The following is a 23146-nucleotide window of genomic DNA, read 5'->3' on the forward strand; positions in this document are numbered from 1 at the left end:
CCCCGTGGAACTGTCACGCGTACACCAGGACCAACCGGCATCCCAGCATGCTTTTGGCCGGGAGCCACAGCCGCGGCGACTGTGCTGACCGTGTAGCTCCCGGCCAAAACGCGCCGGGATGACGAAGAGGCCCGCTGAGCTGGGATGACGAATGGCCCGCCGAGCCCCAGATGGCGACGCGCCCGCCGAGCCGAGATGGCGAAGGGGCCGCTGAGCAGGGATGGCGAATGGGCCGCTGAGCAGGGATGAGGAAGGGGCGCTATTCGCTTGTGAGCGGGCGCTATTCGCTGCCGAGGGCCGCTGGTTGTCGGGCGTCGAATGCCCAGATGGCCGCAGGGCGTCCGGTGGCTTTCACGCGTATGCGTTCACCGGTGCGGGTCAGGCCGGGCAGCGCGGCGAGGGTGCGGTTGAGATTGCCCGGATCGGGGCGGGTGCCCTCGAGGGCGGCGGTGAGGGCCACGGCGCGGGTTGCCGGGAACTCCTCGCCGATCAGTGGACGGGTGAATTCCAGGTGCTTCCAGAGCATTTCGGCGAAGAGGCCGCGTGCGGTGTCGACAATGCGGTTGTGGTCGAAGGCCAGCTCCGGCATGCGCTCGAAGGTCACCCACTCGGCGGTATCGCTCTCGTGCTCGCCGATCACCGCCCACATGGCGATGGACAGGGTCGGTCCGCGCGGGTCGCGATTGGGTTCATCGAAGGTGACCAGCTGGCCGACGGCGCGGATAGCCGCCTCGGGCACACCGAGTTTGGTGTGTACCGCGCGCCGGGCCGCGGCCTCCAGGCGTTCGCCACGCCCGAGCAGGACTCCGGGTAGCGCGAGTTGCCCCGGAAAGGGCTCCCAGCGTCGGGGCGCGATGCCGACCGAGACGGTGGGTTCATCGCGCCCGTAGCGTAGGGCGATCACATCGATGGATACCGCGGATTGTTGCTCCACAAGTGGTCAATCATGCCGTAGTCGGGGCCGGTTCCGCGCGATCGGCCGCCCGCGGGTGGGGTGTGCCCGGCGAAACCCAGTGTGATCTGGCCATTCTCCGCGATGCCATGGCGCAAGGCGGTCATTCCCCGTGCTAATGGACGGGATCGGGTTGTGCCTCGTGCTGCCGGACGCGAGCTGATCCCGCAGGGCAATGCGGGAATCAGCCCGTCGCACGGAGCGTGTGAGGGTCAACCCGGCATGCGAAGCGTGCCGGGTGCCGGCCGGTTATTCGATGTGGTGCGCGCCGCCCCGGGGGCGCGGTCGAATCGGTCGGGGCCGTGGGCGGTGAGGACCACGGGTACGCCGAGTTCGGCCTCCAGGTAGCCGATCACATCGGTGGGCAGGTCCGCGAGTACGGGTGTCGCGGCCTCGAGGAGTTCGGTGAGGCGTCGCTGGTGGTCGAGGTCCTGCCATTCGCCGAGATCGAGTCGGTCCAGGCAGCCGTCCGCGGTGAGATATCCGGTGGCGGTGCGGATTTCGCCGAGTGCGTCCAGGTGATTCACGGCCAGGCCGTCGATCCCGCCGCACGCCCGGATGGCATAGCGCAGCAGGATCGGATCGAGGTGTCCGCGCCGGAAGTCGCCCTGGTACTCCCCGGTTCCATTGTGCCGCTCCACAATCGAGAGGTCGGCGTCCTCGGTGGGGAAGGGCCCGGCCCCATGCCTGGTGAAGTAACTGCGCGTGACACCCAGGACGTAACCGGGTGCGTCGATCCGCGCGAGCATGGCGCGCGCGTTGCGCGGCTCGACGGTCGACCAGGTGGTGTACGGGTGTAGTCCGCGCCATTCGTCCAGCAGCGCCCCCTGCGCGCCCTCGAACACCAGTCGCCCGGTGGTGGCGAACGCGGCCAGTTGATCGCCCGGCAGGATCGCCACGGCGCGGGCGAATTCGGTGTACACCTCGACGAGATCATCGATCGAGTCGTACCGGTGCCCGCTGCCCTCCAACAGCGGCCGGTAGTACTCCTCGAGCGCGATCAGCTTGCGCCGCAGAATATTCGGCCGCAGACAGTCCGCGACGCGCGGAGCGTCATGCGCGAGCGCGTAACTCGCTGTTTCGCCGATTCCGATTCCGCACGAACCGTGCCGGGCAGCACCCCTCGCGTCTTCCCGGCAACGGTTGGCGGCCCCGTGTATCGGGGTGGTGAGCAGGGCCCGTTCGTCCACGGACAGCAGTGACAGCGGGTCGGTGATCCCGAGCTGTTCCAGCGCAAGGGCTTCGGCCGCGAGCGCGATGGGCTCCACCAGCATGTACCGCGACAGGAAGGTCGGCACCCGGGAGAAGGTGCCGGACCCGAACTGCCGGAACGTGTGGTGCCGTCCTCCCGCGATCACATTGTGTGCAGCCTGCGCGCCGCCGTTGAATCGGACCACGGCGGACACATCGAGTCCGCTCGAGGGTGCGCAGAGCCAATCCACGGTCGCGCCCTTGCCGGCATCGCCGAACCCGAGGTCGACCACTATCAGGTGGCGATCGCCGAACATTGCTCTCTCCCCGCTAGTTTCCGAAGTCGACGTCGTCGTCGCGGGTGGGTGCGGGCAGCGCGCCGACGCTGTTGTTGCGCCGTGTCGCCCCGATGGGTGCGAGGGCCTTGCCGACGGCGTCGGCCTCGGAGGTGGAGCCGATATCGCGCAGATCCGCCAGTCCCGCACCGAGATCGATACGGTCCTCGCCGATTCCGATGGTGAGCGCGATGAGTTCGCAGACCGCCGCCGGATCGTCGAGGCGCAGAAAGCGTTCGCCGAGCAGCCCGCGCCAGTACTCCGAGATCTCGGGATCGTTGTAGTAGCTGGACTGATTGGGCAGGATGTAGTGCACGTGCCAGCGGTCGGCGAGCTCGCGGTAGACGGACTCCACCGAGATATCCCGATTCACCTTGTCGCCGATGATGTTTCGAATATGCCGCGAGGCCAGCCGTGGCTTGTTCAGTTCGTCGCCGACAATGAACAGGTATCCCTGCTGTCCGCGCTTGTCCCAGGCGTCGGTGGCGGTGTGCCGGGCCATGAAATACGCGGCCAATTCATAACTTTCGGACTTCTGTCCGCCGCCGTTGCCCTCCAGGAAGATCAGCCGCAGCTGCTCGTCCATGCGGTTGTCGGATTCGAACTGTCCGACCTGCAACGGCACCTGATCGGAGTCGGCGTCACCGATGCCGCCGAACATGATCTGCGGGTCGTCGGCGTATCCCTTGCGCTGCAACAGTCCGTGCAGTTTGCCGAGCTTCTCCTGCATGATGCGCGGTACCCGCCCCATCGATCCGGTGACATCGAAGAGCACCGCGATCGGCAGCGAGTTCCCATGATCATCGGAATCGCGGGATTCCCGGAGTTTCACGCCCTTGGGATCGAGTGCGGGGTGTGCCTTCCACGAGTTCATCGGCTGCGCGCGCATATCGGCGGTGTAGCCGAAATCGTCGAGGCCGCGGGCGGCGCGGAAGGTTCGGGCGGCATCGTAGGCGCGGTCGTCCCAGTTTCCGTAACCCATTGTCGTCACTATCCTTTCGTGAGCTCGAAGGGCCGGAAGCGGCGCTGTCCGTAGAGCCGATCGAGCAGATCGTCGAATTCGCCGAGGAGATCGGCGGGTTCGGGGCGCAACCTCGGATCGGGCTGCATGCAGCCGGCCGCGAAGGTGCGCATGGCGGTGGGTGCGCGGCGGCCGAGCATGGTGAGCATCAGCCGGTGCGCGAGGTGGACATCGGTGGCGGGGGAGACCTCGTCGTGGATCTCGGGCGGATAGTCGATGGATCCGAAGGTCGCCGCGACTGGTGTACCCGGCCGGGTGGCGAACGACCAGCCGACCAGGACGACGCCGTGTTGACGTGGGTGAATGAGCACATTCGCCGGACTGATCGCGGTATGCGCCCACCCCGCCAGCGCCGCCCCGGACACGCAGCGCAGCAGCCGCCGGTGCATCCACGCGTAGTCGCGCGGATCGAGGCCATCGGGATATTCGGCGCGCACCTGCTCGAGGGTGACGAATCCGTCGTTGAGCGCGTTGAGCACATTCACCGTCCGGTGCGCACCGGTATCGAGGTCCCGATGATCGACCGCATCGACGAGTTGCGGAAAGTACGGTCGCAGCCATTCGTGTTCGCCGGTCACGATCGCTATGTCGCGCAGGGCATTTCGCTCGGCGGCCAGTAGCTTGTTGGCGGCGGTGCGCCGGGGGATCTTCACGATCCGATCCGGTCCGCTGCGATAGAGGTCGGCCACGGTGCCGCGGGCGTGCAGCGCGCCGATCGGGTAGGTGGCGCGGGCTCCGGTCACTCGCATGCCCGCGGCGTCGGCCTCGCTCCACTGCCGATACATCTCGGCCAGCCGCTCGAATGCCGTGTGCGCCAGATCGATTTCACCGGGTGCGGCCCGGTCGGGATGCACCTGTGCGGCGAGGCGGTGATACCGCCGCCGCCCTTGCGTGCGTGAGTCGGAATCGGCTGTGGCACTGCCGAACAGGTCCTCGGGCCGAGTGGCCGTCCGGATCGTCTGCGCTGCGTCCCGTACCGTCGTCATGTGTTTTAGACTAGGAGACTAAAACTGGGAGCGCCAGTGTTTTGGCGAAGTATTTTGTCAACCAGACTAAAACGGCTCGGATGATGCCGGGAGCACCTCTATGACCCGTTCGAGCGCTGAGATAGTGTGAGCGCGAATGTTTCATCCACTCGGGCGAGGAGGCTTGGATGGTCGCCGGTGAATCGGTAGCGACCGCGACGCGGCGGTTGGCGGAGTTGCGGGCCGCGGGATGCACCCCGGAGCAGGCGTGGCAGTTCTTCGACGGGCTGGCCGCGGTCCGGGTGGAGGATGTGACCAGCGGGCGCTGGCGTGGCGACGAGCTCGATACCGGGCATCCGTGGAAGGGTGTGCTGGTCGAATCCGGTTGGTACGGTAAGCAGTTCGACAGCGCCGATGCCGTGCAGCCGCTGCTGTTCAGCACACCCGACGGGCGGATCTTCCCGGTCGATCCGCGCCGTGTCCCGCTGTTCCTGGCGGGCAAGGTTCCCGCCGCCGCCCTGGGGCCGGTGCGTCGTTCGCTCGGCCTCCTGCGCCCCGCCTTGGCCACCGGAACTCCGCGTGCCCGGCTGCGCAATCTGGAGTTCCGTGGAAAGTCCAGTGCCGCAATGATCTACGATCACCTGCCGATCATCGACCTGTTCCGGCGGGTGGACGCGGACACCCTGCTCGGGGTCATGGATATGCGCGGTATGCGCGATCCGTACTTCTTCATCCTCTACCGGGATCGGTAGGTTCGCCCGAACGCCAGGTCCTCGCGGCCTACCATGGATGTGACCGATGGTTGTCGCTCGGGAGGGCTGCCCGATGGAGAGTACGACCTGTCTCGTCGTCGGCGGCGGACCGGCGGGCATGATTCTGGGGCTGCTGCTGGCGCGCGCCGGTATCGATGTGATGGTTCTGGAGAAGCACGGTGACTTCCTGCGGGACTTCCGCGGTGACACCGTGCATCCCACCACCCTGGAACTGCTCGATGAGCTCGGATTGCGCGAGGAGTTCGCGAAACTCCCACAGCGCCGGTTGAATTCGGTGGCCCTGCCGATCGGCGGGCGGATGCAGACCCTCGCCACGTTCGAGCACATTCCGGGCCGATTCAAGTACATCGCCATGGTCCCGCAGTGGGATCTGCTCGATCTGCTCGCCCACGCCGCCGATACCGAACCCGCCTTCCGGCTGCGCATGAATACCGAGGCGACGGATCTGCTGCGGGAGAGCGGCCGCGTCACCGGCGTGCGCTATCGCACCGAAGATGGTGCGACGGGGGAGATTCGGGCCGATCTCACGGTGGCCTGCGACGGTCGCACCTCGACGCTGCGTGCCGCCGCCGGACTGCGGGTGCGGGACTGGCCGACACCGTTCGATGTGTGGTGGACGCGTATTCCGCGTAATGACACCGACCCGGCCGGAGCGGTCCCGGTGCTCACCGCGGATCGCGTCGCCATCATGCTCGACCGCGGCGACTACTGGCAGTGTGCGATTCTCATCGCCAAGGGCATCGATTCCACTGTGCGACAACGGGAACCGGTCACCGATATCCTGCGCCAGATGGCGGCCGCCGTACCCTGGCTCACCGATCGCGTCGATGCCGTACAGAGCTGGGATGAGGTGAAACTCCTGGACGTCAAGCTCGACCGGCTCGAACGCTGGCATCTGGACGGGCTGCTGTGCATCGGTGACGCCGCGCACGCCATGTCACCGGTTGGCGGAGTGGGTATCAATCTGGCCGTGCAGGATGCGGTCGCCGCGGCGAGAATCCTTGCCCCGAAATTGATTTCGGGAAAGGTCGAGGAGTCGGACCTGGCGCGGGTGCAGCGCCGCCGATCCATTCCGACAGCGGTGATCCAGAGCATGCAGCGCATCGCGCACGCCCGCGGCATCGCACCGGCGGTCTCGGGCAAGATCAATGTCTCCAACTTCGACAGCACGCCAATGGTGCTGCGCGTGTTCCGGCGCATTCCGATACTGCGCAGTCTGCCGCCGTACCTGGTCGCCCGCGGCGTATTCGTCGAGCACGCACCGGAGTTCGCCCGCCGCCCCGTGCCGCCCGCCCCGATGGTCACCGAATCCGGCTGACATCAGAATCTTTCAGCGCACGCCCCGCGTCCGGAACTGAATACTGATGCGCGGCCCCACCGGTCGGCGAGTCTTGGGAATCGCATGCTCCCAGGTCCGCTGGCAGGATCCGCCCATCACGATGAGATCGCCGTGTCCGAGTGGATAGCGCAGGCTCTCACCGCCGCCACGCGGCCGCAACATCAGCGCTCGCGCCGCACCGACGGACACGATGGCCACCATGGTGTCGTGGGTCGCGCCGCGTCCGGAGGTATCGCCATGCCAGGCGACACTGTCGTTCCCGTCGCGGTAATAGCAGAGCCCGGCGGTGGTGAACGGCTCGCCGAGTTCGTGCCGGTAATGCTCACTCAACGCGTCGCGCGCCCGGTCCAGTACGGGATCCGGTAGCCCCTGCCCCTGTTCGTAGAAGGCGAGCAGTCGCGGCACATCCACCATCCGGTCGTACATGGCCCGCCGATCGGCCCGCCACGGCACCTCGGCGACCAGTCGTTCGAACAGTAGATCGGCCCCGCTCATCCAGCCGGGCAGCACATCCACCCAGGCCCCGGCGCTGAGCGCGGTGCGCCGCATTCCGTCCAGCGCACCCACCTCGAGCTCCCCGAACCCGTCGAGCAGAGATCCCTGCAGTGGCATCGACATGGGATCGAACATACGTTCTATCGAGTTGATGTTCAAGCGTGCCACGCCCGATCACCACCGCGGTCCATCGAAAAAGTCATGTGCGCCTCGCGAATTCCGTAGGCAAACTGGCACTTTCGGCGAATCGCATGGAAAGGCACATATGACCATCCTGGTAACCGGAGCAACCGCGAATATCGGCCGCAAGGTCGTCGACCACCTGCTGGGCCTGGGCGTCACCGATATTCGCGCACTCACCGCCAACCCGCGCAAGGCCGCGCTACCGGCCGAGGTGCAGGTCGCCGAGGGTAACCCGCGCCGACCCGACACCCTGGCGAAGGTGTTCGACGGCGTGGATCGCATGTATCTGGCACCGAACTCAGACACCACCGCCGATCTACTGGCGCGCGCCCGCGCGGCGGGCGTGCGGCATGTGGTGGACCTGTCCGGTGAACCCGAGAGTTGGTGGGGCACCGTGAGCACCGCCGTCGAGGACAGCGGCCTGGCCTGGACCCACCTGTGGCCCGCCGACTTCATGGAGAACTCCCTGACGTGGTCGGATCAGATCCGCAGCACCGGCACCGTCCGCGAACCCCGGCCCGATGCCGCGAGCGCGCCCATCGCCATGGACGATATCGCCGCCGTCGCCGCCACCGCCCTGTTGGACGACACTCATTTCGGCCGGTCCTACCCCCTGGCCGGGCCCGAGATCCTCACCCGCACGGATCTGGTTCGCGCGCTCGCCACCGCTCTCGGTCGCGATATCGCCTTCGCGCCCTCCACCCGGGAGGAGACCATCGCCGCTCTGACGCCGGCCATGGGTGAGACCGCCACCTGGTATGTCGACAACGCCCTCACCAGCTTCGGCGAATCGACCGATGCGCTGCCCATCGGCAGCGTCCACGACATCACCGGCCGTCCCGCAACCACTTTCGCGCAGTGGGCTCTCGACAACGTCGCCGGTTTCCGATAGTGAGCGCCCCCAGAACTGTTGTCATGACAATCAACACCGGACTGCGGAACGTAAGGCGCGGTCATCTGCTCGGTGGCCGTCCACGTTTCGCCGAAAGAGCGGTCGTATGCCCACGCTTCCCTGGATGACAATCGTTCAGCCTGCCACGCCCGAGGTGCAGTGCATGGCTTCCCGTCTGGAGGTCGATTCGCTGTGGCAGGCTCCCGGTTTCCTGATGGCCTCACTGGTTCTCTGGCGTCAGGCACGCCGCTCCCCGGGAGTCCTCGGCGTCGCACTGAAGGCCGAAATGCTGAAGGGCACCTTCTGGACCTACTCGGCCTGGACCGATAAGCAAGCCATCTACACCTACGCGGGCGCCGAGCCGCACAAGTCGACCATCGCCCGCAAACGAAAGGTCATGCGCGAGGCCACCTTCGTATTCTTCACCGCACCGGCGAGTGATCTCCCCGAATCCTGGGACCGGATCCGTCGCCGGATCGAGGAGAAGCGTGCCGTAGCGGAGTGATCGACGTGCCGGTGGGGCATCGGCGTCAGCTTCGCAAACCGTATAGTCCGGATGTGCAGCAGATCGCAGATCCGGAGCGCTTCGAACCCATCCCCGACCCGCGACCCGATGACGTGCCGTGGCCGGAGATGCTCTGGCCCATACCCGTGGGTACCGAGTTGATCGGCAAGTCGATCCAACTGACCGCCGTGGACCCGGCCGCCGACTCCGCCGAACTGTTCCGAGCCCTCGACCACGACCGGGTCTGGGCGCACCTGCCCTGGCGTCCGAGCGAACCCGAGCAGCTGGAAGCCCTACTGCGCGAGCGAAATTCGCAGCCGGACTGGCATGTGTGGACGGTGCGCTCCCGTCGGCCGATCGCCGATCGACCGGCCGGGGCGATCATCGGCGTCACCTCCTACCTGGAGGCCCGTCCTCGTGATGCGGGTCTGGAGATCGGCTTCACCGTCTACACGCCCCCGGTGTGGGGCGCCGTGGTGAACCCGGAGGCGAAATTGCTCCTCCTCGACTACGCCTTCGAAACCCTCGGTGCGGCACGGGTACAACTCAAAACCGATGTCCGCAACCATCGTTCCCAGCAGGCGATCGCCCGTCTCGGTGCACGATACGAAGGCACCCTGCGCCGCCAATTCCGCCGCGCCGACGGCACCCTCCGCGACAGCATTCTGTTCTCCATCACCATCGACGACTGGCCGAACACCAAGTCCCGCCTGACAACCCGCCTCGAAACCGCCTGACTCGCACTCGGTTGCGCTACGGCGGCGAGATCGCTGGCCGCGCTGTCGCCCTTGCTCAACCGGCTCGGCACCGACTGCGGGGTGGGCGTGAATCCACATTGGTCGATCTGCGTTGGGTAATTCAGGCCGTGGTATGGGCGTACCATGGCTTCTCATGCCACGTTTGGTCGATCACGAGCAGCGCCGTCGCGAGATCACCACGGCCGCTCGGCGCGTGATCGCCGCCGGCGGGCTGGAGGCCGCGACCTTCCAATCGGTCGCCGCCGAGGCGGGGATCTCGGTGCGCCTGATCCAGTACTACTTCGGTGCGAAGCGTGAGCTGCTGCTCGCCACCCACCTGGCCGTGGTGGTGGATTCGGGCGAACGGTTCGCCGCCCGGGTGGGCACGCTGGGACAGGACGCCGGACCCCGGGAGGTGATCGAGGCGGTCGCGCTCGCGCTCCTGCCGCTCGACGATGCCAGCCACCAGGACAGTCTGGTACTCGCGGCCTTTCACGCGGCGGCGCTGAGTGGATCCGATGTCATCACACCGGAGGACACCCATGGCGCACCGCTGTATCTGGTGAACCTGTTCACCGCGCAATTGCAGCGAAATCGGCAGCCGGGCAAGGCGTTCGACACCGCGAACCTGGACGCTCAGCTGATCGTGTTCGCCCTCGGCAGCATCACCCAGGGTGTGCTGATCGGCAGTCATACCCGCGGGCAGGTGGTCGAGTTGACCCGCCACCTGCTCGATCGGATGCTGGGGGAGTAGCGTTTTCAGCCCATATTCACGTGGGCGCGCACGAAATCGACCACGGCATCGGTGAATTCGTCATTCGCATCACTGGCCGCGGTATGCGCGGCCGTGCCGATCTCGGCGTATTCGGCATGCGGAACCAGGGCGCGGAAGGACCGCACACCCTCCTCGCTCACCACATCCGAGAGCGCACCGCGCACCAGCAGTACCGGCATGGTCAGCTCTCGCGCCGCGTCTTCCAGGGCCTTGGTATGCATATCGATCTGTTCGCCGCGCCCGCCGAGCATGGCCGGATCCCAGTGCCAGTACCAGCGGCCGTCTTCGCGCTGGCGCAGATTGCGTTGCAGCCCTTCGGGATTGCGCGGGCGGCGGCGGTGCGGCAGGTACGCGGCCACGGCATCGGCGGCCTCCTCGAGGCTGGCGAAGCCCTCGGGATTGCTGCCCAGGAAGTTGATCACCCGCTCCACGCCCTTGACCTCGGGTCGCGGCACCACATCGACCAGCACCAGACCGGTCATGCGTTCGTGCCGCGGGTGCGCGCTGGCGATGAGTCCGGTGAGCCCGCCCATACTCGCCCCGACCACGAAGCCGGGTTTGCCGAGTTGATCGAGTACGCCGAGCAGGTCCTCGACCATCGCACCGCGGGTGTAATCGCCCTCGGGTGCCCAGTCGCTGTCACCGTGCCCGCGCGCGTCCAGTAGCACCGCGTGCATTCCGGCCTTGGCCAGCGCCAGCCCGGAGTCCTTCCAGGAGTGACGGGTCTGGCCGCCGCCGTGCAGGAATACCACCAGCGGTCCGTCCTGGGGTCCCCAGGAGTCACCGGCGAGGTTGATACCGCCATGGCCGCGGAAGGTGACGCGGGCTGGTTCGGTGAAGTCGGCTTCGTTGCTCACCCTCCGAGCATCGCACAGACGGGTTTACGGTGTATGAAGAGCTGCCGCCAAGCGGGACTCGGGCGCGCCGCCCGGCGCGATTTCCAGCACCCGCACGGGGTACGGAATGACGATGCCTTCTTCGCGGAAGCGCTTGTGCAGCCCCTTGATGAACTCGCTGACCAGCAGGTATTGGTCCTCGTAATGGCGGGTGCGCAGCACCACCCGGAATTCGACCCCCGACTCGCCGAAGGTGTGGAACCGTACCCGCGGTTCGGCGCCGCTGAAACCGGCATCGAGTTCCTTCACCGCTTGGCGCGCCACATCCAGGGCCACCGCCTCGACGTGTTCGAGGTCGCTGGCGTAGCTCGCGCTCACCTCGACGGTGACCGCCATATCCTGATCGGGGCGATGGAAATTGGTGAGGATGGCCTCGGCGAACTTGCTGTTCGGCACGATGATGAAGTTTCCCGACAGGTCCTGAATGGTGGTGGTCCGCCAGTTCACATCGCGCACCCAGCCGATGTCCCCGCTGTCGATCTTGACGAAGTCTCCGGGTTGCACGGTTTTCGACGCCAGGATATGTACTCCGGCAAAGAGATTCGCGAGCGTGCCCTCCAGGGCCAGTGCGATGGCGAGCGCGCCGATACCCAGCGCGCCCAGTAGCGGAGTGATCTGCACCCCGACGCTGTCCAGGGTGATCAGTATGCCCAGCACGAACACCACGACCCGGGTGATGGTGGAGAACAGGCTGACCGAGCCGGACACCCCGGTGATTCGCTTGGCCACCGAGGTCACCACATCCGCGCACAGCCGGGCCACGGCGTAGGTCAGCGCGAGCATCAACGCCGCGGTCAGGATCTGGTGCACCGAGGCGGGGGAGAACGGTAGCCCGGTCGGCAGCGCGAGCGCGATGGTGAGTCCGATGAGCGCTCCCACCGGCACCGCCAGGTCGTGCGCGAGTCCGAAACCCATCCGATGCATGGCTCGGCCCTTGCCGATGGTCTTCTCGGCAAGGCGATCGACGATCCTGCGGGTGGCGATGCCGAGAAGCGGACCCATGATCACCAGTGCGGCGGCGATCGCCCAGATCAGCGGTTTACTCATGTGTGAGATTCCTCCCAGCATCGAGCGATGACGGCGGACCCCTTGCAAACCGATCGGTTCGGATCATAGCTGTGGAGTAGCTAATCGCATGTCCTAGTTGCGAGGATTCTCGGAGGAAATGTGCTGGTGTGAGGCTTACGCGGCCCGAACTCCCGGAGCTGGGCGCTCTACCGCAGGTGTGTCGCGCGCAACTCGCCGACCTGCTCGGACTCGTTGGTTGCCACGGGGGTGCGGTGCCGGGCCGGGGCGGCGGCGCTGCTAGGCTCGCAACCCGAAAAGACATCCTTTAACGGACCGTCCGGTGAGGCGGGGAAGGAGGTCGGCATGGCTGTGCCCGAAGATCGGGCGGCCAAGTCGAGCGCTGCCGAATACTCGCAGCGGCACGATCCCGCGCAGGTGGACGCCGGACGAGAACTGCTCTCGGACTCCGATGTCGGCCGCACCATCGCGCGTATGGCGCATCAGATCATCGAGAAGACCGCGCTGGACTCCGGCGACCCGAACGGCCCCCGTGTGGTGCTGATCGGAATCCCCACGCGCGGAACGACTCTCGCCACCCGGCTGGCGAACCGCATCGAGGAGTTCTCCGGTGTGCGACCCGCCGTCGGCTCCCTCGACATCACCCTCTACCGCGACGACCTGCGCAGCCGTCCGCACCGCCCGCTCGAGCGCACCTCGGTGCCCGAGGGCGGTATCGAAGACGTGCTGGTGGTGCTGGTCGACGATGTGCTCTTCTCCGGACGCACCGTGCGCTCGGCCCTGGACGGGCTGCGCGATCTGGGCCGCCCGCGCGCGGTCCAGCTGGCCGTACTCATCGATCGCGGCCATCGCGAACTGCCCATCCGCGCCGACTATGTCGGCAAGAACGTGCCCACCTCCCGCAGCGAGGACATCTCGGTGCTGCTGCGTGAGCACGACGGCCGTGACGGTGTGTACCTGCGTCAGGAGGGTGACAAGTGAAGCATCTGCTCTCGGTGACCGATCTGGATCGCGCCGCCGCCACCGAACTGCTCGACGACGCCGAGCGCTTCGAACAGGCCCTGCTCGGGCGCGAGGTCAAGAAGCTGCCGACCCTGCGCGGGCGCACCGTCATGACGGTGTTCTTCGAGAACTCCACGCGCACAAGGGTTTCCTTCGAGGTCGCGGGCAAGTGGATGAGCGCGGACGTGATCAATGTCAGCGCCTCGAGCTCCTCGGTCTCCAAGGGTGAATCGCTGCGCGATACCGCGCTGACCCTGCACGCGGCGGGCGCGGACGCGCTCATCGTGCGGCATCCGGCCTCGGGCGCGGCGCATCAGATCGCCCGCTGGTTCGCCCAGATCACCGAGCAGAGCGGCGGTTTCGTCGGACCCGGCCCGGCCATCATCAATGCCGGTGACGGCACGCACGAGCACCCCACCCAGGCTCTGCTCGACGCACTCACCCTGCGCCAGCGCCTCGGCGACCTCGAAGGTAAGCGGGTCGTGCTGGTCGGCGACATCCTGCACAGCCGGGTCGCGCGCTCGAATGCCTTCCTGCTCGGCACCCTCGGGGCCGAGGTGGTCCTGGTCGCCCCGCAGACCCTGCTGCCGGTGGGCGTCGGGCAATGGCCGGTGCGCATCTCGCACTCCCTCGATGCCGAACTCCCCGGCGCGGACGCGGTCATGATGCTGCGCGTGCAGGCCGAGCGCATGAACGGCGGCTTCTTCCCGTCGGCGCGCGAGTACTCGATCAACTACGGGTTGAGCGAGCGCCGCATGGGCATGCTCGACGAGCACGCGGTGGTCCTGCATCCCGGCCCCATGCTGCGCGGTATGGAAATCGCGTCGGCCGTCGCCGATTCCCCCAAAGCGGCTGTGCTGCAACAGGTCAACAACGGAGTCCATATGCGCATGGCGGTGCTCTTCCGCCTGCTGGTCGGAACCGACGAGGTGGTCGCGTGATCGGGTCAGGCCCGGAGGCGGCCGCCCGCATAACCACGGAGGGCCCCCGATCGCGCGGAGAGGAGACAGCATGAGCATCCTGATCAAGAACGTCCGGCTGTATGGCGAAGGCGATCCCGTCGACGTCCTGCTGGCCGACGGGGAAATCCGCGAAATCGGTGCGGGCCTGAAGGCCGATGACGCCGAAATCGTCGACGGCACCGGACAATTCCTGCTGCCGGGCTTCATCGACCTGCACACGCATCTGCGTGAGCCGGGTCGCGAGGACACCGAGACCATCGAAACCGGTTCGGCCGCAGCGGCCCTCGGCGGATACACCGCCGTGTTCGCCATGGCCAACACCAGCCCGGTCGCCGACTCGCAGGTCATCACCGACCATGTGTGGCGGCGCGGCCAGCAGGTCGGTCTGGTCGATGTGCATCCGGTCGGCGCGGTCACCGTCGGGCTCGAGGGTAAGCAGCTCGCCGAAATGGGCACCATGGCGGCCGGAGTCGGCGCGGTGCGCATGTTCTCCGATGACGGTCACTGCGTCTACGACCCGCTGATCATGCGCCGTGCCCTCGAATACGCGAACTCGCTCGGCGTCCTGATCGCTCAGCACGCGGAGGAGCCGCGCCTGACCAAGGGCGCGGTGGCACACGAGGGTCCGAACGCCGCCCGCCTGGGCCTGGCCGGCTGGCCGCGTGCCGCCGAGGAGTCCATCGTGGCCCGCGACGCCCTGCTCGCCCGCGATGCCGGTGCGCGCGTGCACATCTGCCACGCCTCCACCGCGGGCACCGTCGAACTGCTCAAATGGGCCAAGTCCCAGGGTATTTCGATCACCGCCGAGGTCACCCCGCACCACCTGCTGCTGGACGACTCGCGCCTGGAGACCTACGACGCGGTCAACCGGGTCAACCCGCCACTGCGCGAATCCTCCGATGTGAGCGCACTGCGCCAGGCCCTGGCCGACGGCGTCATCGACTGTGTCGCAACCGATCACGCCCCGCATGCCGAACAGGACAAGTGCTGCGAGTTCGCCGCGGCCCGCCCCGGCATGCTCGGCCTGGAGACCGCGCTCTCCATCATCGTGCGGACCATGGTTCAGCCCGGCCTGCTCGACTGGCGCGGCGTGGCCCGCGTCATGAGTGAGAACCCGGCCCGCATTGTGGGCCTGGACGATCAGGGCCGCCCGCTCGCCGTCGGCGAACCGGCCAACCTGGCGCTGATCGATCCGAACACCGAGTGGACGGTGCGCGCGAAGGAACTCGCCAGCATCGCCCACAACACTCCGTTCGACGAGATGACCCTGCCCGCGAAGGTGACCGCCACCTTCCTGCGCGGCCGGATCACCTCGCGCGACGGAGTGGCCGCCGCCCCGCGCGGTGGCGATGAGGTCTTCGCCGGTGGAGACCGGCGGGTGGGGAACCGAGGAGGTCCGTAATGGAGCGAACACTGACGGTGGTCGTGCTGCTCGTATTGTTCGCACTGTGCGTCTGGGGCATGTACCGCGCCTGGACCGGGCGAGCGAAGAAGCAGGCCGCGTCGATCGGTGAGCTGCCGCTCGTCCCGGCCGACTGCGGTGCGCAGCTGCTGGAGCCGACCACGGGGATGTATCTCGGCAGCACCCTGGCACCCAGCTGGATTCAGCGAATCACGGTGGGCGACCTGGGTTTCCGAGCTACGGCGGAGATGACTCGATTCGAACGCGGCATCCTGCTGCAACGTGACGGCGCGGACACGATCTGGATTCCGCAGGAGTCCATCACCGCGGTGCGCACCGAGCGTGGGCACGCGGGCAAGGTGATGACCGAAGGCGGTGTGCTGGTGATTCGCTGGACGCTGCCGACCGGAACCGAGGTGGATACCGGATTCCGGGGCGACGACAAGACGGTGTACCCCGCCTGGACCGGGACACCGCAGGCACAGACTATGAAGACGGGAGACGAGGCATGAGCAGCGACAACGTCGCAGTGATGGTGCTCGAGGATGGCCGCGTATTCCGCGGAACAACCTTCGGCGCCGTCGGACAGACTTTGGGTGAGGCGGTGTTCTGCACCGCGATGACCGGATACCAGGAGACCCTCACCGACCCCAGCTACGACCGTCAGATCGTGGTGGCCACCGCGCCCCAGATCGGCAATACCGGCTGGAACGACGAGGACGACGAGTCCGGCAAGATCTGGGTCGCCGGTTACGCCGTGCGCGATCCGGCGCGCCGCGCCTCCAACTGGCGCGCCGAGCGCACCCTGCAGGACGAGCTGGAGAACCAGAACGTCGTCGGCATCGCGGGTATCGACACCCGAGCCCTGGTGCGGCACTTGCGCACTCGCGGTTCGATGAAGGCGGGCGTCTTCTCCGGTGCGGCCCTGGCCGACTACGAGGAGCTCGTGGCGCGGGTCACCGGCCAGCCCTCCATGCTCGGCGCGGACCTGGCCGGTGAGGTCTCGACCGATGAGATGTACACCATCGAACCCGACGGTGAGCATCGATTCACCGTTGTCGCAGTCGATCTCGGCATCAAGTCCAACACCCCGCGCATGTTCGCCCAGCGCGGTATGCGGGTGCACGTGGTGCCCTCCAATGTGACCCTGGACCAGATCAAGGAGCTGAACCCGAACGGGGTGTTCCTGTCCAACGGTCCCGGTGACCCGGCCACCGCCGACGGCGCGGTCGCGCTGACCCAGGCTGTGCTGCAGGAGAATCTGCCGCTGTTCGGCATCTGCTTCGGCAACCAGATCCTGGGCCGGGCGCTGGGCCGCAACACCTACAAGATGAAGTTCGGTCACCGCGGCATCAATGTCCCGGTCATCGAACACCACACCGGGCGCATCTCGATCACCGCGCAGAACCACGGCTTCGCCCTCGAGGGCGAGCGCGGCGAGGTCTTCGACACCCCGTTCGGCAAGGCCGAGGTCAGCCACGTCTGCGCCAATGACGGTGTCGTCGAAGGTGTTCAGCTGGTCAGCGGTCGCGCCTTCTCGGTGCAGTACCACCCCGAGGCCGCCGCCGGACCGCATGACGCCGCCTACCTGTTCGATCGCTTCGCCACCCTGATGGAAGGTGCCTGATGCCACGCCGTACCGACCTCAACCACATCCTGGTGATCGGCTCGGGTCCGATCGTCATCGGCCAGGCCTGCGAGTTCGACTACTCCGGAACCCAGGCGTGTCGCGTCCTGCGGTCCGAGGGCCTGCGCGTATCGCTGGTCAACTCCAACCCGGCCACCATCATGACCGACCCGGAGTTCGCCGACGCCACCTATGTCGAGCCGATCACCTGGGAGTACGTCGAGAAGGTGATCGCCAAGGAGCGCCCCGACGCGATCCTGGCGACCCTGGGCGGTCAGACCGCCCTGAACTGCGCGGTCGACCTGCACGACAACGGGATTCTGGAGAAGTACAACGTCGAGCTCATCGGCGCGGACTTCGAAGCCATCCAGCGCGGTGAGGACCGGCAGAAGTTCAAGGACATCGTCGCCAAGGTCGGCGGCGAGTCCGCGCGCTCCAAGGTCTGCTACACCATGGACCAGGTCCGCGAAACCGTTGCCGAGCTCGGTTTCCCGGTGGTCGTGCGTCCGTCCTTCACCATGGGCGGCCTCGGCTCCGGAATGGCCTACAACGATGAGGATCTCGATCGCATCGCCGGAGGCGGCCTGGCCGCCTCGCCGACCGCGAACGTGCTCATCGAGGAATCCATCCTGGGCTGGAAGGAATTCGAGCTCGAACTCATGCGCGACCGCAATGACAATGTGGTCATCGTCTGCTCGATCGAGAATGTCGACCCGATGGGCGTGCACACCGGTGACTCGGTCACCGTCGCCCCGGCCATGACCCTCACCGACCGCGAATACCAGAAGATGCGCGATCTCGGCATCGCCATTCTGCGCGAGGTCGGCGTCGACACCGGCGGCTGCAACATCCAGTTCGCGGTCGACCCCGCCGACGGCCGCCTCATCGTCATCGAGATGAACCCGCGCGTCTCGCGCTCGTCCGCATTGGCTTCCAAGGCAACGGGATTCCCGATCGCCAAGATCGCCGCCAAGCTGGCCATCGGCTACACCCTCGATGAGATCGTCAACGACATCACCAAGGAGACCCCGGCCTGCTTCGAGCCCACGCTCGACTACGTCGTGGTCAAGGCCCCGCGCTTCGCGTTCGAGAAGTTCCCCGGTGCCGACCCGACGCTGACCACCACCATGAAGTCGGTCGGCGAGGCGATGTCCATGGGCCGCAACTTCTCCGAGGCGCTGGGCAAGGTGCTGCGCTCGCTCGAGACCAAGGCCACCGGCTTCTGGACCCAGCCCGATGGCGACTGGACCGACGTCGAGGCCATCCTGGAGGATCTGCGCACCCCCACCGAGGGACGCATCTACCAGGTGGAGCGCGCGCTGCGCCTGGGCGCGAGCATCGAGGACACCGCCAAGGCCTCGGGTATCGACCCCTGGTTCGTGGCCGAGGTCGCCGCGCTGGTGGAGTTGCGCCAGGAGATCCTGGACGCCGCCGTACTGGATGAGCCGCTGCTGCGCACGGCCAAGCACTACGGCCTCTCCGATCGCCAGATCGCCGCTCTCCGACCCGAACTCGCGGGTGAAGACGGTGTGCGCGCACTGCGGCACCGCCTGCACATCCGCCCGGTGTTCAAGACCGTCGACACCTGCGCCGCCGAGTTCGAGGCCAAGACCCCTTACCACTACTCGGCCTACGAGCTCGATCCCGCCGCGGAGTCCGAGGTCGCGCCGCAGCGTGAGCGCGAGAAGGTGCTGATCCTGGGTTCGGGTCCGAACCGCATCGGTCAGGGCATCGAGTTCGACTACTCGTGTGTGCATGCGGCACTGACGCTTTCGGAAGCCGGTTACGAGACCGTCATGGTCAACTGCAATCCCGAGACCGTCTCCACCGACTACGACACCGCCGACCGCCTTTACTTCGAGCCGCTGACCTTCGAGGACGTCCTCGAGGTCTACCACGCGGAAACCGAATCCGGCACCGTCGCGGGCGTGATCTGCCAGCTCGGCGGCCAGACCCCGCTGGGTCTTGCCCAGAAGCTCACGGACGCGGGCGTTCCCGTGGTCGGCACCTCCGCCGCCGCCATCGATCTGGCCGAGGATCGCGCCGAATTCGGCGATGTCCTTGTCGGAGCGGGCCTTCCGGCCCCGAAGTACGGCACCGCCACCACCTTCCCGGCCGCGAAGAAGATCGCCGCCGAGATCGGTTACCCGGTGCTGGTGCGCCCGTCCTACGTGCTGGGCGGTCGCGGTATGGAGATCGTCTACGACGAGCAGACCCTCGAGGGCTACATCTCCCGCGCCACCGATATCAGCCCGGATCGCCCGGTGCTCATCGACCGGTTCCTGGAAGACGCCATCGAAATCGACGTCGACGCCCTGTGCGACGGCGAAGAGGTCTACCTGGGCGGAGTCATGGAGCACATCGAGGAGGCCGGAATCCACTCCGGTGACTCCGCGTGCGCCCTGCCCCCGATCACCCTGGGCCGCAGCGATATCGAGGCCGTGCGCCGCTCCACCGTGGCTCTGGCCAAGGGCATCGGCGTCAAGGGCCTGCTGAACGTGCAGTACGCGCTCAAGGACGATGTGCTCTACGTCCTCGAGGCCAACCCGCGCGCCAGCCGCACCGTGCCCTTCGTCTCCAAGGCCACCGCGGTGCCGCTGGCCAAGGCCGCGGCGCGAATCGCGCTGGGCGCCACCATCGCCGAACTCCGCAAGGAGGGCCTGCTCCCGGCCGAGGGCGACGGCGGGTACACCCCGATCGACGCCCCGGTCGCGGTGAAGGAAGCCGTTCTGCCCTTCCACCGCTTCAAGCGGCCCGACGGCAGCGGTATCGATTCGCTGCTCTCGCCGGAGATGAAGTCCACCGGTGAGGTCATGGGTATCGACGCCGACTTCGGTACCGCGTTCGCCAAGTCCCAGACCGCTTCCTACGGTTCGCTGCCGACCGAGGGCGCCGCCTTCGTCTCGATCGCCAACCGTGACAAGCGCGCCATGGTCTTCCCGGTCAAGCGCCTGCACGACCTCGGCTTCCGCATTCTGGCCACCGAGGGCACCGCGGAAATGCTGCGCCGCAACGGAATCCCGTGCGAGCAGGTGCGCAAGCATTCGGACCCGGAGCTCGCGGAGGGTCGATCGGGCACCGCCGAGGGTTCCGTCGCCTCGCCCAGCATCGTGGACATGATCAAGGACGGGGAGGTCGACATCGTCTTCAACACCCCGTACGGCAATAACGGTCCCCGCGTGGACGGTTACGAGATCCGCACCGCCGCGGTGAGCGCGAATATCCCGTGCATCACCACCGTCCAGGGTGCGGCCGCGGCGGTCCAGGGCATCGAGGCCACCATCAACGGCGGCATCGGTGTGCGGTCCCTGCAGGAACTCCACGCCACCCTGCGAGGCTGAGATATGACGAGTTTCGGTGTGCGGCTGCGGGATGCGATGCGCGAGCACGGACCCGTCTGTGTCGGTATCGACCCGCATCCGCCGCTGCTGCGGGCCTGGGGTCTGCCCGAGGACACCGTCGGACTGGCGAAGTTCGCCGATGCCTGCGTCGAGGCGTTCGCCGGTCGGGTGGCCCTGGTCAAACCGCAGGTGGCGTTCTTCGAAACCTATGGTTCGGCCGGAATCATGGTGCTGGAGGAGACGATCGGCGCCCTGCGCGAGGCGGGCACCCTGGTGCTCGCCGATGCCAAGCGCGGCGATATCGGCTCCACCATGGACGCCTACGCGCACGCCTGGCTCGGTGACGGACCGCTGGCCAGCGATGCGGTGACGGTCTCGCCGTACCTCGGATTCGGCGCTCTCGCACCGGCTCTGGAGTTGGCGCGGGCCAATGACCGCGGCGTCTTCGTGCTCGCCGCCACCTCCAACCCGGAAGCGGCCGAGCTGCAACGCATTACCGGCCCGGACGGCCGCACCATCGCCCAGCGCATGGTCGACGACGCGGCCGCCGCCAACGCGGGCACCGAATTCGGTTCCGTCGGTGTGGTCGTCGGCGCGACCCTCACCCAAGCCCCCGACCTGTCGGCCCTGAACGGCCCCATCCTCATGCCGGGTGTGGGCGCACAGGGTGGGGGAGCGGACTCCATCCGCAACCTGGTCCCCGCGAGCGACCTCGGCGCGGTCCTGCCGAACGTCTCCCGCGAGGTCCTCAAATCCGGCCCCTCGGTCGCAGCCCTCCAGGATCGCGTAGCCGAGCTCGCCCAGGAGTTCGCCTTCCTGCAGCACTGATCGAATCCTGAGCGGCCCGTTGTGAAATATTGCAGCGGGCCGTTTCGGTACAGTGGTTGTCATGTCTGACTCGGTGTCGCCCAACGGTATTCGCCATGCGCTCGTACTCGGTGGAGGCGGTGCGGTCGGCATCTGCTGGATGACCGGTCTGGCCATCGGGCTGCGGGAGGCCGGTATCGACCTGTCCCTGGCCGACAGATTCGTTGGCACCTCCGCCGGTGCGGTGGTCGGTGCGGTGCTGACCGGGCACGGCGACCTGCAAAAGCTGCTCACCATGCCTCCGCCGGATTCCCAAGGGCCGCAGTTCGATGCGTCCGGCTTCGGCGAGATCCTGGGGATTCTCACCACCCCCGGCCTCAGTGCGAACGAGGCCCGCAAACTGGCCGGCGCCCGCGCCCTGGAGATGAATGTCGGCGATCCGGTCGCGCACATCGCCCGGATCGGCGGCCTGGCCGCGGTTTCCGACTGGCCGGAGGCGGATTTCATCGTCACCGCCATCGATATCACCACCGGTGAACTACAGCCCTGGACCCGCGACAGCGCGGCCACCCTGCCCGAGGCGCTGGCCTCGAGCACCTCGGTTCCCGGTGTCTTCCCGCCCATTCCGATCGGTGACCACTACTACATCGACGGCGGTATGCGCTCACCCATCAATGCCGATCTGGCCGCCGGCGCGGAGTTCATGCTGATCATCGAACCGCTGGCGCATCTGTTTCCGCACGCCCCGTCCGACAGCGAATTGGGCGGCGCCGCAACGGCCTCCATCGTTCCCGATGCCGACGCCATCACCGCCTTCGGTCTCGATCTGTTCAGCGCGGCCGCCCTGCAACCGGCCTACGAGGCCGGATATCGCCAGGCCGCCGACGCCGCCCCGGGTCTGAAGGCGGTGTGGCCGAGCCGCTGAACCACACCACTTTTCACTACAGTGGCCTCGATCGCCCTCGTAGTGAAAGGTGGACCATTCATGTCCGGTGACGGCCTGGGACTGCTCTCGTACGCCCAAACCCGCGTCCTGGTAGACGATTTCGCACCCAGCTATCGCTTCTACCGCGAGACGCTCGGCCTCCCGCTCAAGCATCAGGACGAGTCCGGCCTCGAACCCGTCGACGGCCCCTATGCCTGCTTCGTCGCCGGTGACGCCGACCTCGCGCTGTTCCAGCGCGCCTTCATGGAGGCCGCGGTCGGGGCCGAGCACCGCCCGCGCGAGGGTGTCGACGCCGTGGTGGTCGTACTGCGCGTCGCCGATGTCGATGCCGCCGCCGAGGTGCTGGAGAGCCGGGGTGCGGAACTCGCCGCCGCGCCGGTCTATCAGGAAGCCTGGGGCATGCGCGTGGCCCATCTGCGCGCCCCCGAAGGCACCCTCATCGAGCTCTGCCAGTACGACGGCTGAAATGCGCGCCCGGCCTGATCGCGCCGCTCCCGCTGCGCTGTGGGCGAAACGCCCGGGAAGTCGCATCCATCGGATTTCACCCGTCTGCGGCGCGGTCAGGGGGTCCGCACGTCGGATTGGGGAGGCATTAGGGGGCTGGACCTGCGGCGGGATCGAGTGTTCGAATCGTGTTCGAATGTCCGGCGTGATGCGCGACACGCGGTGCAGTTTCACGCGACACGCCGGGAAATTCGAGAAAGTTCCAGGTCGGATGATTACAGGTGGGTCACGGTCTGAATCGGACATCTCGAGCGCCGTTCGCCGCCCCCGCCGAAAGTCGAAAAACCCCTGGCCACAAGGGGATTCGCGCACTCGCCGAGCGACCGCCCGAACCCGGTCCGAACCCGTCCCCGGATGGCCGCATTCCGCCCGGTCGTGCTCGGAATCACGCGCTGACCTGGGGGGCGGGTTCGCAATCGGGAGGCGTCGTGGGTACGGTCGCTGAGACCGCCGGGTTAGAACGGCGGGAG

22 protein-coding genes are annotated in these 23146 nt (G+C 67.2%); 15 read left to right on the forward strand and 7 right to left on the reverse strand.

Annotated elements, in window-relative coordinates; genetic code table 11:
* Window positions 1-280: 280 nt before the first annotated feature.
* The 4 genes from OHB26_RS26055 to OHB26_RS26070 all read right to left on the reverse strand — a co-directional run bounded on the left by OHB26_RS26055 (window position 281) and on the right by OHB26_RS26070 (window position 4485).
* Window positions 281-934, reverse strand: a complete 654-nt coding sequence (locus tag OHB26_RS26055) for an NUDIX domain-containing protein (protein ID WP_330179880.1) — start codon at window positions 932-934, stop codon at window positions 281-283.
* A 230-nt stretch (window positions 935-1164) separates the two neighbouring features.
* On the reverse strand, window positions 1165-2460 hold the full coding sequence (locus tag OHB26_RS26060) for an adenylosuccinate synthetase (RefSeq protein WP_330179881.1): 1296 nt from the start codon (window positions 2458-2460) through the stop codon (window positions 1165-1167).
* A gap of 13 nt (window positions 2461-2473) precedes the next feature.
* The gene (locus OHB26_RS26065; protein WP_330179882.1) at window positions 2474-3460 is read right to left on the reverse strand and encodes a hypothetical protein; all 987 of its coding nucleotides are present in this window, start codon (window positions 3458-3460) and stop codon (window positions 2474-2476) included.
* Window positions 3461-3468: 8 nt separating this feature from the next.
* A complete protein-coding gene (locus OHB26_RS26070) occupies window positions 3469-4485 on the reverse strand; it encodes a J domain-containing protein (RefSeq protein WP_330179883.1) in 1017 nt (338 codons plus the stop codon).
* Between the two features lie 167 nt (window positions 4486-4652).
* On the opposite strand from OHB26_RS26070, the gene OHB26_RS26075 reads away from it, so the two are divergent.
* Window positions 4653-5216 (forward strand): DUF4334 domain-containing protein, encoded by a 564-nt coding sequence (locus OHB26_RS26075; RefSeq protein WP_330179884.1) that lies wholly within the window; start codon window positions 4653-4655, stop codon window positions 5214-5216.
* Between the two features lie 46 nt (window positions 5217-5262).
* Window positions 5263-6555, forward strand: coding sequence for an FAD-dependent oxidoreductase (locus OHB26_RS26080; RefSeq protein ID WP_330179885.1), 1293 nt, complete (start codon window positions 5263-5265; stop codon window positions 6553-6555).
* Between the two features lie 12 nt (window positions 6556-6567).
* Here OHB26_RS26080 and OHB26_RS26085 read toward each other — a convergent pair whose 3' ends face one another.
* The gene (locus tag OHB26_RS26085; protein ID WP_330179886.1) at window positions 6568-7194 is read right to left on the reverse strand and encodes an alpha-ketoglutarate-dependent dioxygenase AlkB; all 627 of its coding nucleotides are present in this window, start codon (window positions 7192-7194) and stop codon (window positions 6568-6570) included.
* Window positions 7195-7336: 142 nt separating this feature from the next.
* Between OHB26_RS26085 and OHB26_RS26090 the strand changes: the two genes are divergently transcribed.
* The 4 genes from OHB26_RS26090 to OHB26_RS26105 all read left to right on the forward strand — a co-directional run bounded on the left by OHB26_RS26090 (window position 7337) and on the right by OHB26_RS26105 (window position 10142).
* Window positions 7337-8146 carry an NAD(P)H-binding protein gene (locus tag OHB26_RS26090; RefSeq protein WP_330179887.1) on the forward strand — a complete coding sequence of 270 codons (810 nt, stop codon included), beginning with the start codon at window positions 7337-7339 and terminating at the stop codon, window positions 8144-8146.
* Between the two features lie 163 nt (window positions 8147-8309).
* The gene (locus OHB26_RS26095; protein ID WP_330179888.1) at window positions 8310-8651 is read left to right on the forward strand and encodes a hypothetical protein; all 342 of its coding nucleotides are present in this window, start codon (window positions 8310-8312) and stop codon (window positions 8649-8651) included.
* Between the two features lie 53 nt (window positions 8652-8704).
* Complete coding sequence (locus tag OHB26_RS26100; protein ID WP_330179889.1) at window positions 8705-9388, forward strand: GNAT family N-acetyltransferase; 684 nt, start codon at window positions 8705-8707, stop codon at window positions 9386-9388.
* A 154-nt stretch (window positions 9389-9542) separates the two neighbouring features.
* The gene (locus OHB26_RS26105; protein ID WP_330179890.1) at window positions 9543-10142 is read left to right on the forward strand and encodes a TetR/AcrR family transcriptional regulator; all 600 of its coding nucleotides are present in this window, start codon (window positions 9543-9545) and stop codon (window positions 10140-10142) included.
* A gap of 5 nt (window positions 10143-10147) precedes the next feature.
* Here the strand turns inward: OHB26_RS26105 and OHB26_RS26110 are convergent, their stop codons facing one another.
* Entirely contained in the window at window positions 10148-11020 is an 873-nt protein-coding gene (locus OHB26_RS26110) for an alpha/beta fold hydrolase (RefSeq protein ID WP_330179891.1), read from the reverse strand.
* A 24-nt stretch (window positions 11021-11044) separates the two neighbouring features.
* Entirely contained in the window at window positions 11045-12106 is a 1062-nt protein-coding gene (locus OHB26_RS26115; protein WP_330179892.1) for a mechanosensitive ion channel family protein, read from the reverse strand.
* Window positions 12107-12430: 324 nt separating this feature from the next.
* On the opposite strand from OHB26_RS26115, the gene pyrR reads away from it, so the two are divergent.
* The 9 genes from pyrR to OHB26_RS26160 all read left to right on the forward strand — a co-directional run bounded on the left by pyrR (window position 12431) and on the right by OHB26_RS26160 (window position 22637).
* Window positions 12431-13066 carry a bifunctional pyr operon transcriptional regulator/uracil phosphoribosyltransferase PyrR gene (gene pyrR, locus OHB26_RS26120; RefSeq protein WP_153804349.1) on the forward strand — a complete coding sequence of 212 codons (636 nt, stop codon included), beginning with the start codon at window positions 12431-12433 and terminating at the stop codon, window positions 13064-13066.
* Entirely contained in the window at window positions 13063-14028 is a 966-nt protein-coding gene (locus OHB26_RS26125; RefSeq protein WP_330179893.1) for an aspartate carbamoyltransferase catalytic subunit, read from the forward strand. Before pyrR ends, OHB26_RS26125 begins: the two co-directional genes overlap by 4 nt.
* A 70-nt stretch (window positions 14029-14098) precedes the next feature.
* Window positions 14099-15451, forward strand: coding sequence for a dihydroorotase (locus OHB26_RS26130; protein WP_330179894.1), 1353 nt, complete (start codon window positions 14099-14101; stop codon window positions 15449-15451).
* A complete protein-coding gene (locus OHB26_RS26135) occupies window positions 15451-15963 on the forward strand; it encodes a PH-like domain-containing protein (RefSeq protein WP_330179895.1) in 513 nt (170 codons plus the stop codon). Before OHB26_RS26130 ends, OHB26_RS26135 begins: the two co-directional genes overlap by 1 nt.
* Window positions 15960-17078, forward strand: coding sequence for a glutamine-hydrolyzing carbamoyl-phosphate synthase small subunit (carA, locus tag OHB26_RS26140; protein ID WP_330179896.1), 1119 nt, complete (start codon window positions 15960-15962; stop codon window positions 17076-17078). Before OHB26_RS26135 ends, carA begins: the two co-directional genes overlap by 4 nt.
* Window positions 17078-20419 carry a carbamoyl-phosphate synthase large subunit gene (gene carB / locus OHB26_RS26145; protein WP_330179897.1) on the forward strand — a complete coding sequence of 1114 codons (3342 nt, stop codon included), beginning with the start codon at window positions 17078-17080 and terminating at the stop codon, window positions 20417-20419. Before carA ends, carB begins: the two co-directional genes overlap by 1 nt.
* Window positions 20420-20422: 3 nt before the next feature.
* Window positions 20423-21247: an orotidine-5'-phosphate decarboxylase gene (gene pyrF, locus OHB26_RS26150; RefSeq protein ID WP_330179898.1), complete on the forward strand. Its 825-nt coding sequence runs from the start codon at window positions 20423-20425 to the stop codon at window positions 21245-21247.
* A gap of 61 nt (window positions 21248-21308) precedes the next feature.
* Complete coding sequence (locus tag OHB26_RS26155) at window positions 21309-22151, forward strand: patatin-like phospholipase family protein (RefSeq protein WP_330179899.1); 843 nt, start codon at window positions 21309-21311, stop codon at window positions 22149-22151.
* A gap of 60 nt (window positions 22152-22211) precedes the next feature.
* A complete protein-coding gene (locus tag OHB26_RS26160) occupies window positions 22212-22637 on the forward strand; it encodes a VOC family protein (RefSeq protein WP_330179900.1) in 426 nt (141 codons plus the stop codon).
* Window positions 22638-23146: the final 509 nt, after the last annotated feature.

It is taken from the genome of Nocardia sp. NBC_01503 (genome assembly GCF_036327755.1).
In the GTDB taxonomy this organism is placed as follows: Bacteria; Actinomycetota; Actinomycetes; order Mycobacteriales; family Mycobacteriaceae; genus Nocardia.

Bases quoted from the DNA above. Each gene is read 5' to 3' on its own strand.
- OHB26_RS26060 (WP_330179881.1), bottom strand. From the start codon at position 2,460: ATGTTCGGCGATCGCCACCTGATAGTGGTCGACCTCGGGTTCGGCGAT.
- OHB26_RS26065 (WP_330179882.1), bottom strand. From the start codon at position 3,460: ATGGGTTACGGAAACTGGGACGACCGCGCCTACGATGCCGCCCGAACC.
- OHB26_RS26070 (WP_330179883.1), bottom strand. From the start codon at position 4,485: ATGACGACGGTACGGGACGCAGCGCAGACGATCCGGACGGCCACTCGG.
- OHB26_RS26075 (WP_330179884.1), top strand. From the start codon at position 4,653: ATGGTCGCCGGTGAATCGGTAGCGACCGCGACGCGGCGGTTGGCGGAG.
- OHB26_RS26080 (WP_330179885.1), top strand. From the start codon at position 5,263: ATGGTTGTCGCTCGGGAGGGCTGCCCGATGGAGAGTACGACCTGTCTC.
- OHB26_RS26085 (WP_330179886.1), bottom strand. From the start codon at position 7,194: ATGTCGATGCCACTGCAGGGATCTCTGCTCGACGGGTTCGGGGAGCTC.
- OHB26_RS26090 (WP_330179887.1), top strand. From the start codon at position 7,337: ATGACCATCCTGGTAACCGGAGCAACCGCGAATATCGGCCGCAAGGTC.
- OHB26_RS26095 (WP_330179888.1), top strand. From the start codon at position 8,310: ATGGCTTCCCGTCTGGAGGTCGATTCGCTGTGGCAGGCTCCCGGTTTC.
- OHB26_RS26105 (WP_330179890.1), top strand. From the start codon at position 9,543: ATGCCACGTTTGGTCGATCACGAGCAGCGCCGTCGCGAGATCACCACG.
- OHB26_RS26115 (WP_330179892.1), bottom strand. From the start codon at position 12,106: ATGAGTAAACCGCTGATCTGGGCGATCGCCGCCGCACTGGTGATCATG.
- pyrR (WP_153804349.1), top strand. From the start codon at position 12,431: ATGGCTGTGCCCGAAGATCGGGCGGCCAAGTCGAGCGCTGCCGAATAC.
- OHB26_RS26130 (WP_330179894.1), top strand. From the start codon at position 14,099: ATGAGCATCCTGATCAAGAACGTCCGGCTGTATGGCGAAGGCGATCCC.
- OHB26_RS26135 (WP_330179895.1), top strand. From the start codon at position 15,451: ATGGAGCGAACACTGACGGTGGTCGTGCTGCTCGTATTGTTCGCACTG.
- carA (WP_330179896.1), top strand. From the start codon at position 15,960: ATGAGCAGCGACAACGTCGCAGTGATGGTGCTCGAGGATGGCCGCGTA.
- carB (WP_330179897.1), top strand. From the start codon at position 17,078: ATGCCACGCCGTACCGACCTCAACCACATCCTGGTGATCGGCTCGGGT.
- pyrF (WP_330179898.1), top strand. From the start codon at position 20,423: ATGACGAGTTTCGGTGTGCGGCTGCGGGATGCGATGCGCGAGCACGGA.
- OHB26_RS26155 (WP_330179899.1), top strand. From the start codon at position 21,309: ATGTCTGACTCGGTGTCGCCCAACGGTATTCGCCATGCGCTCGTACTC.
- OHB26_RS26160 (WP_330179900.1), top strand. From the start codon at position 22,212: ATGTCCGGTGACGGCCTGGGACTGCTCTCGTACGCCCAAACCCGCGTC.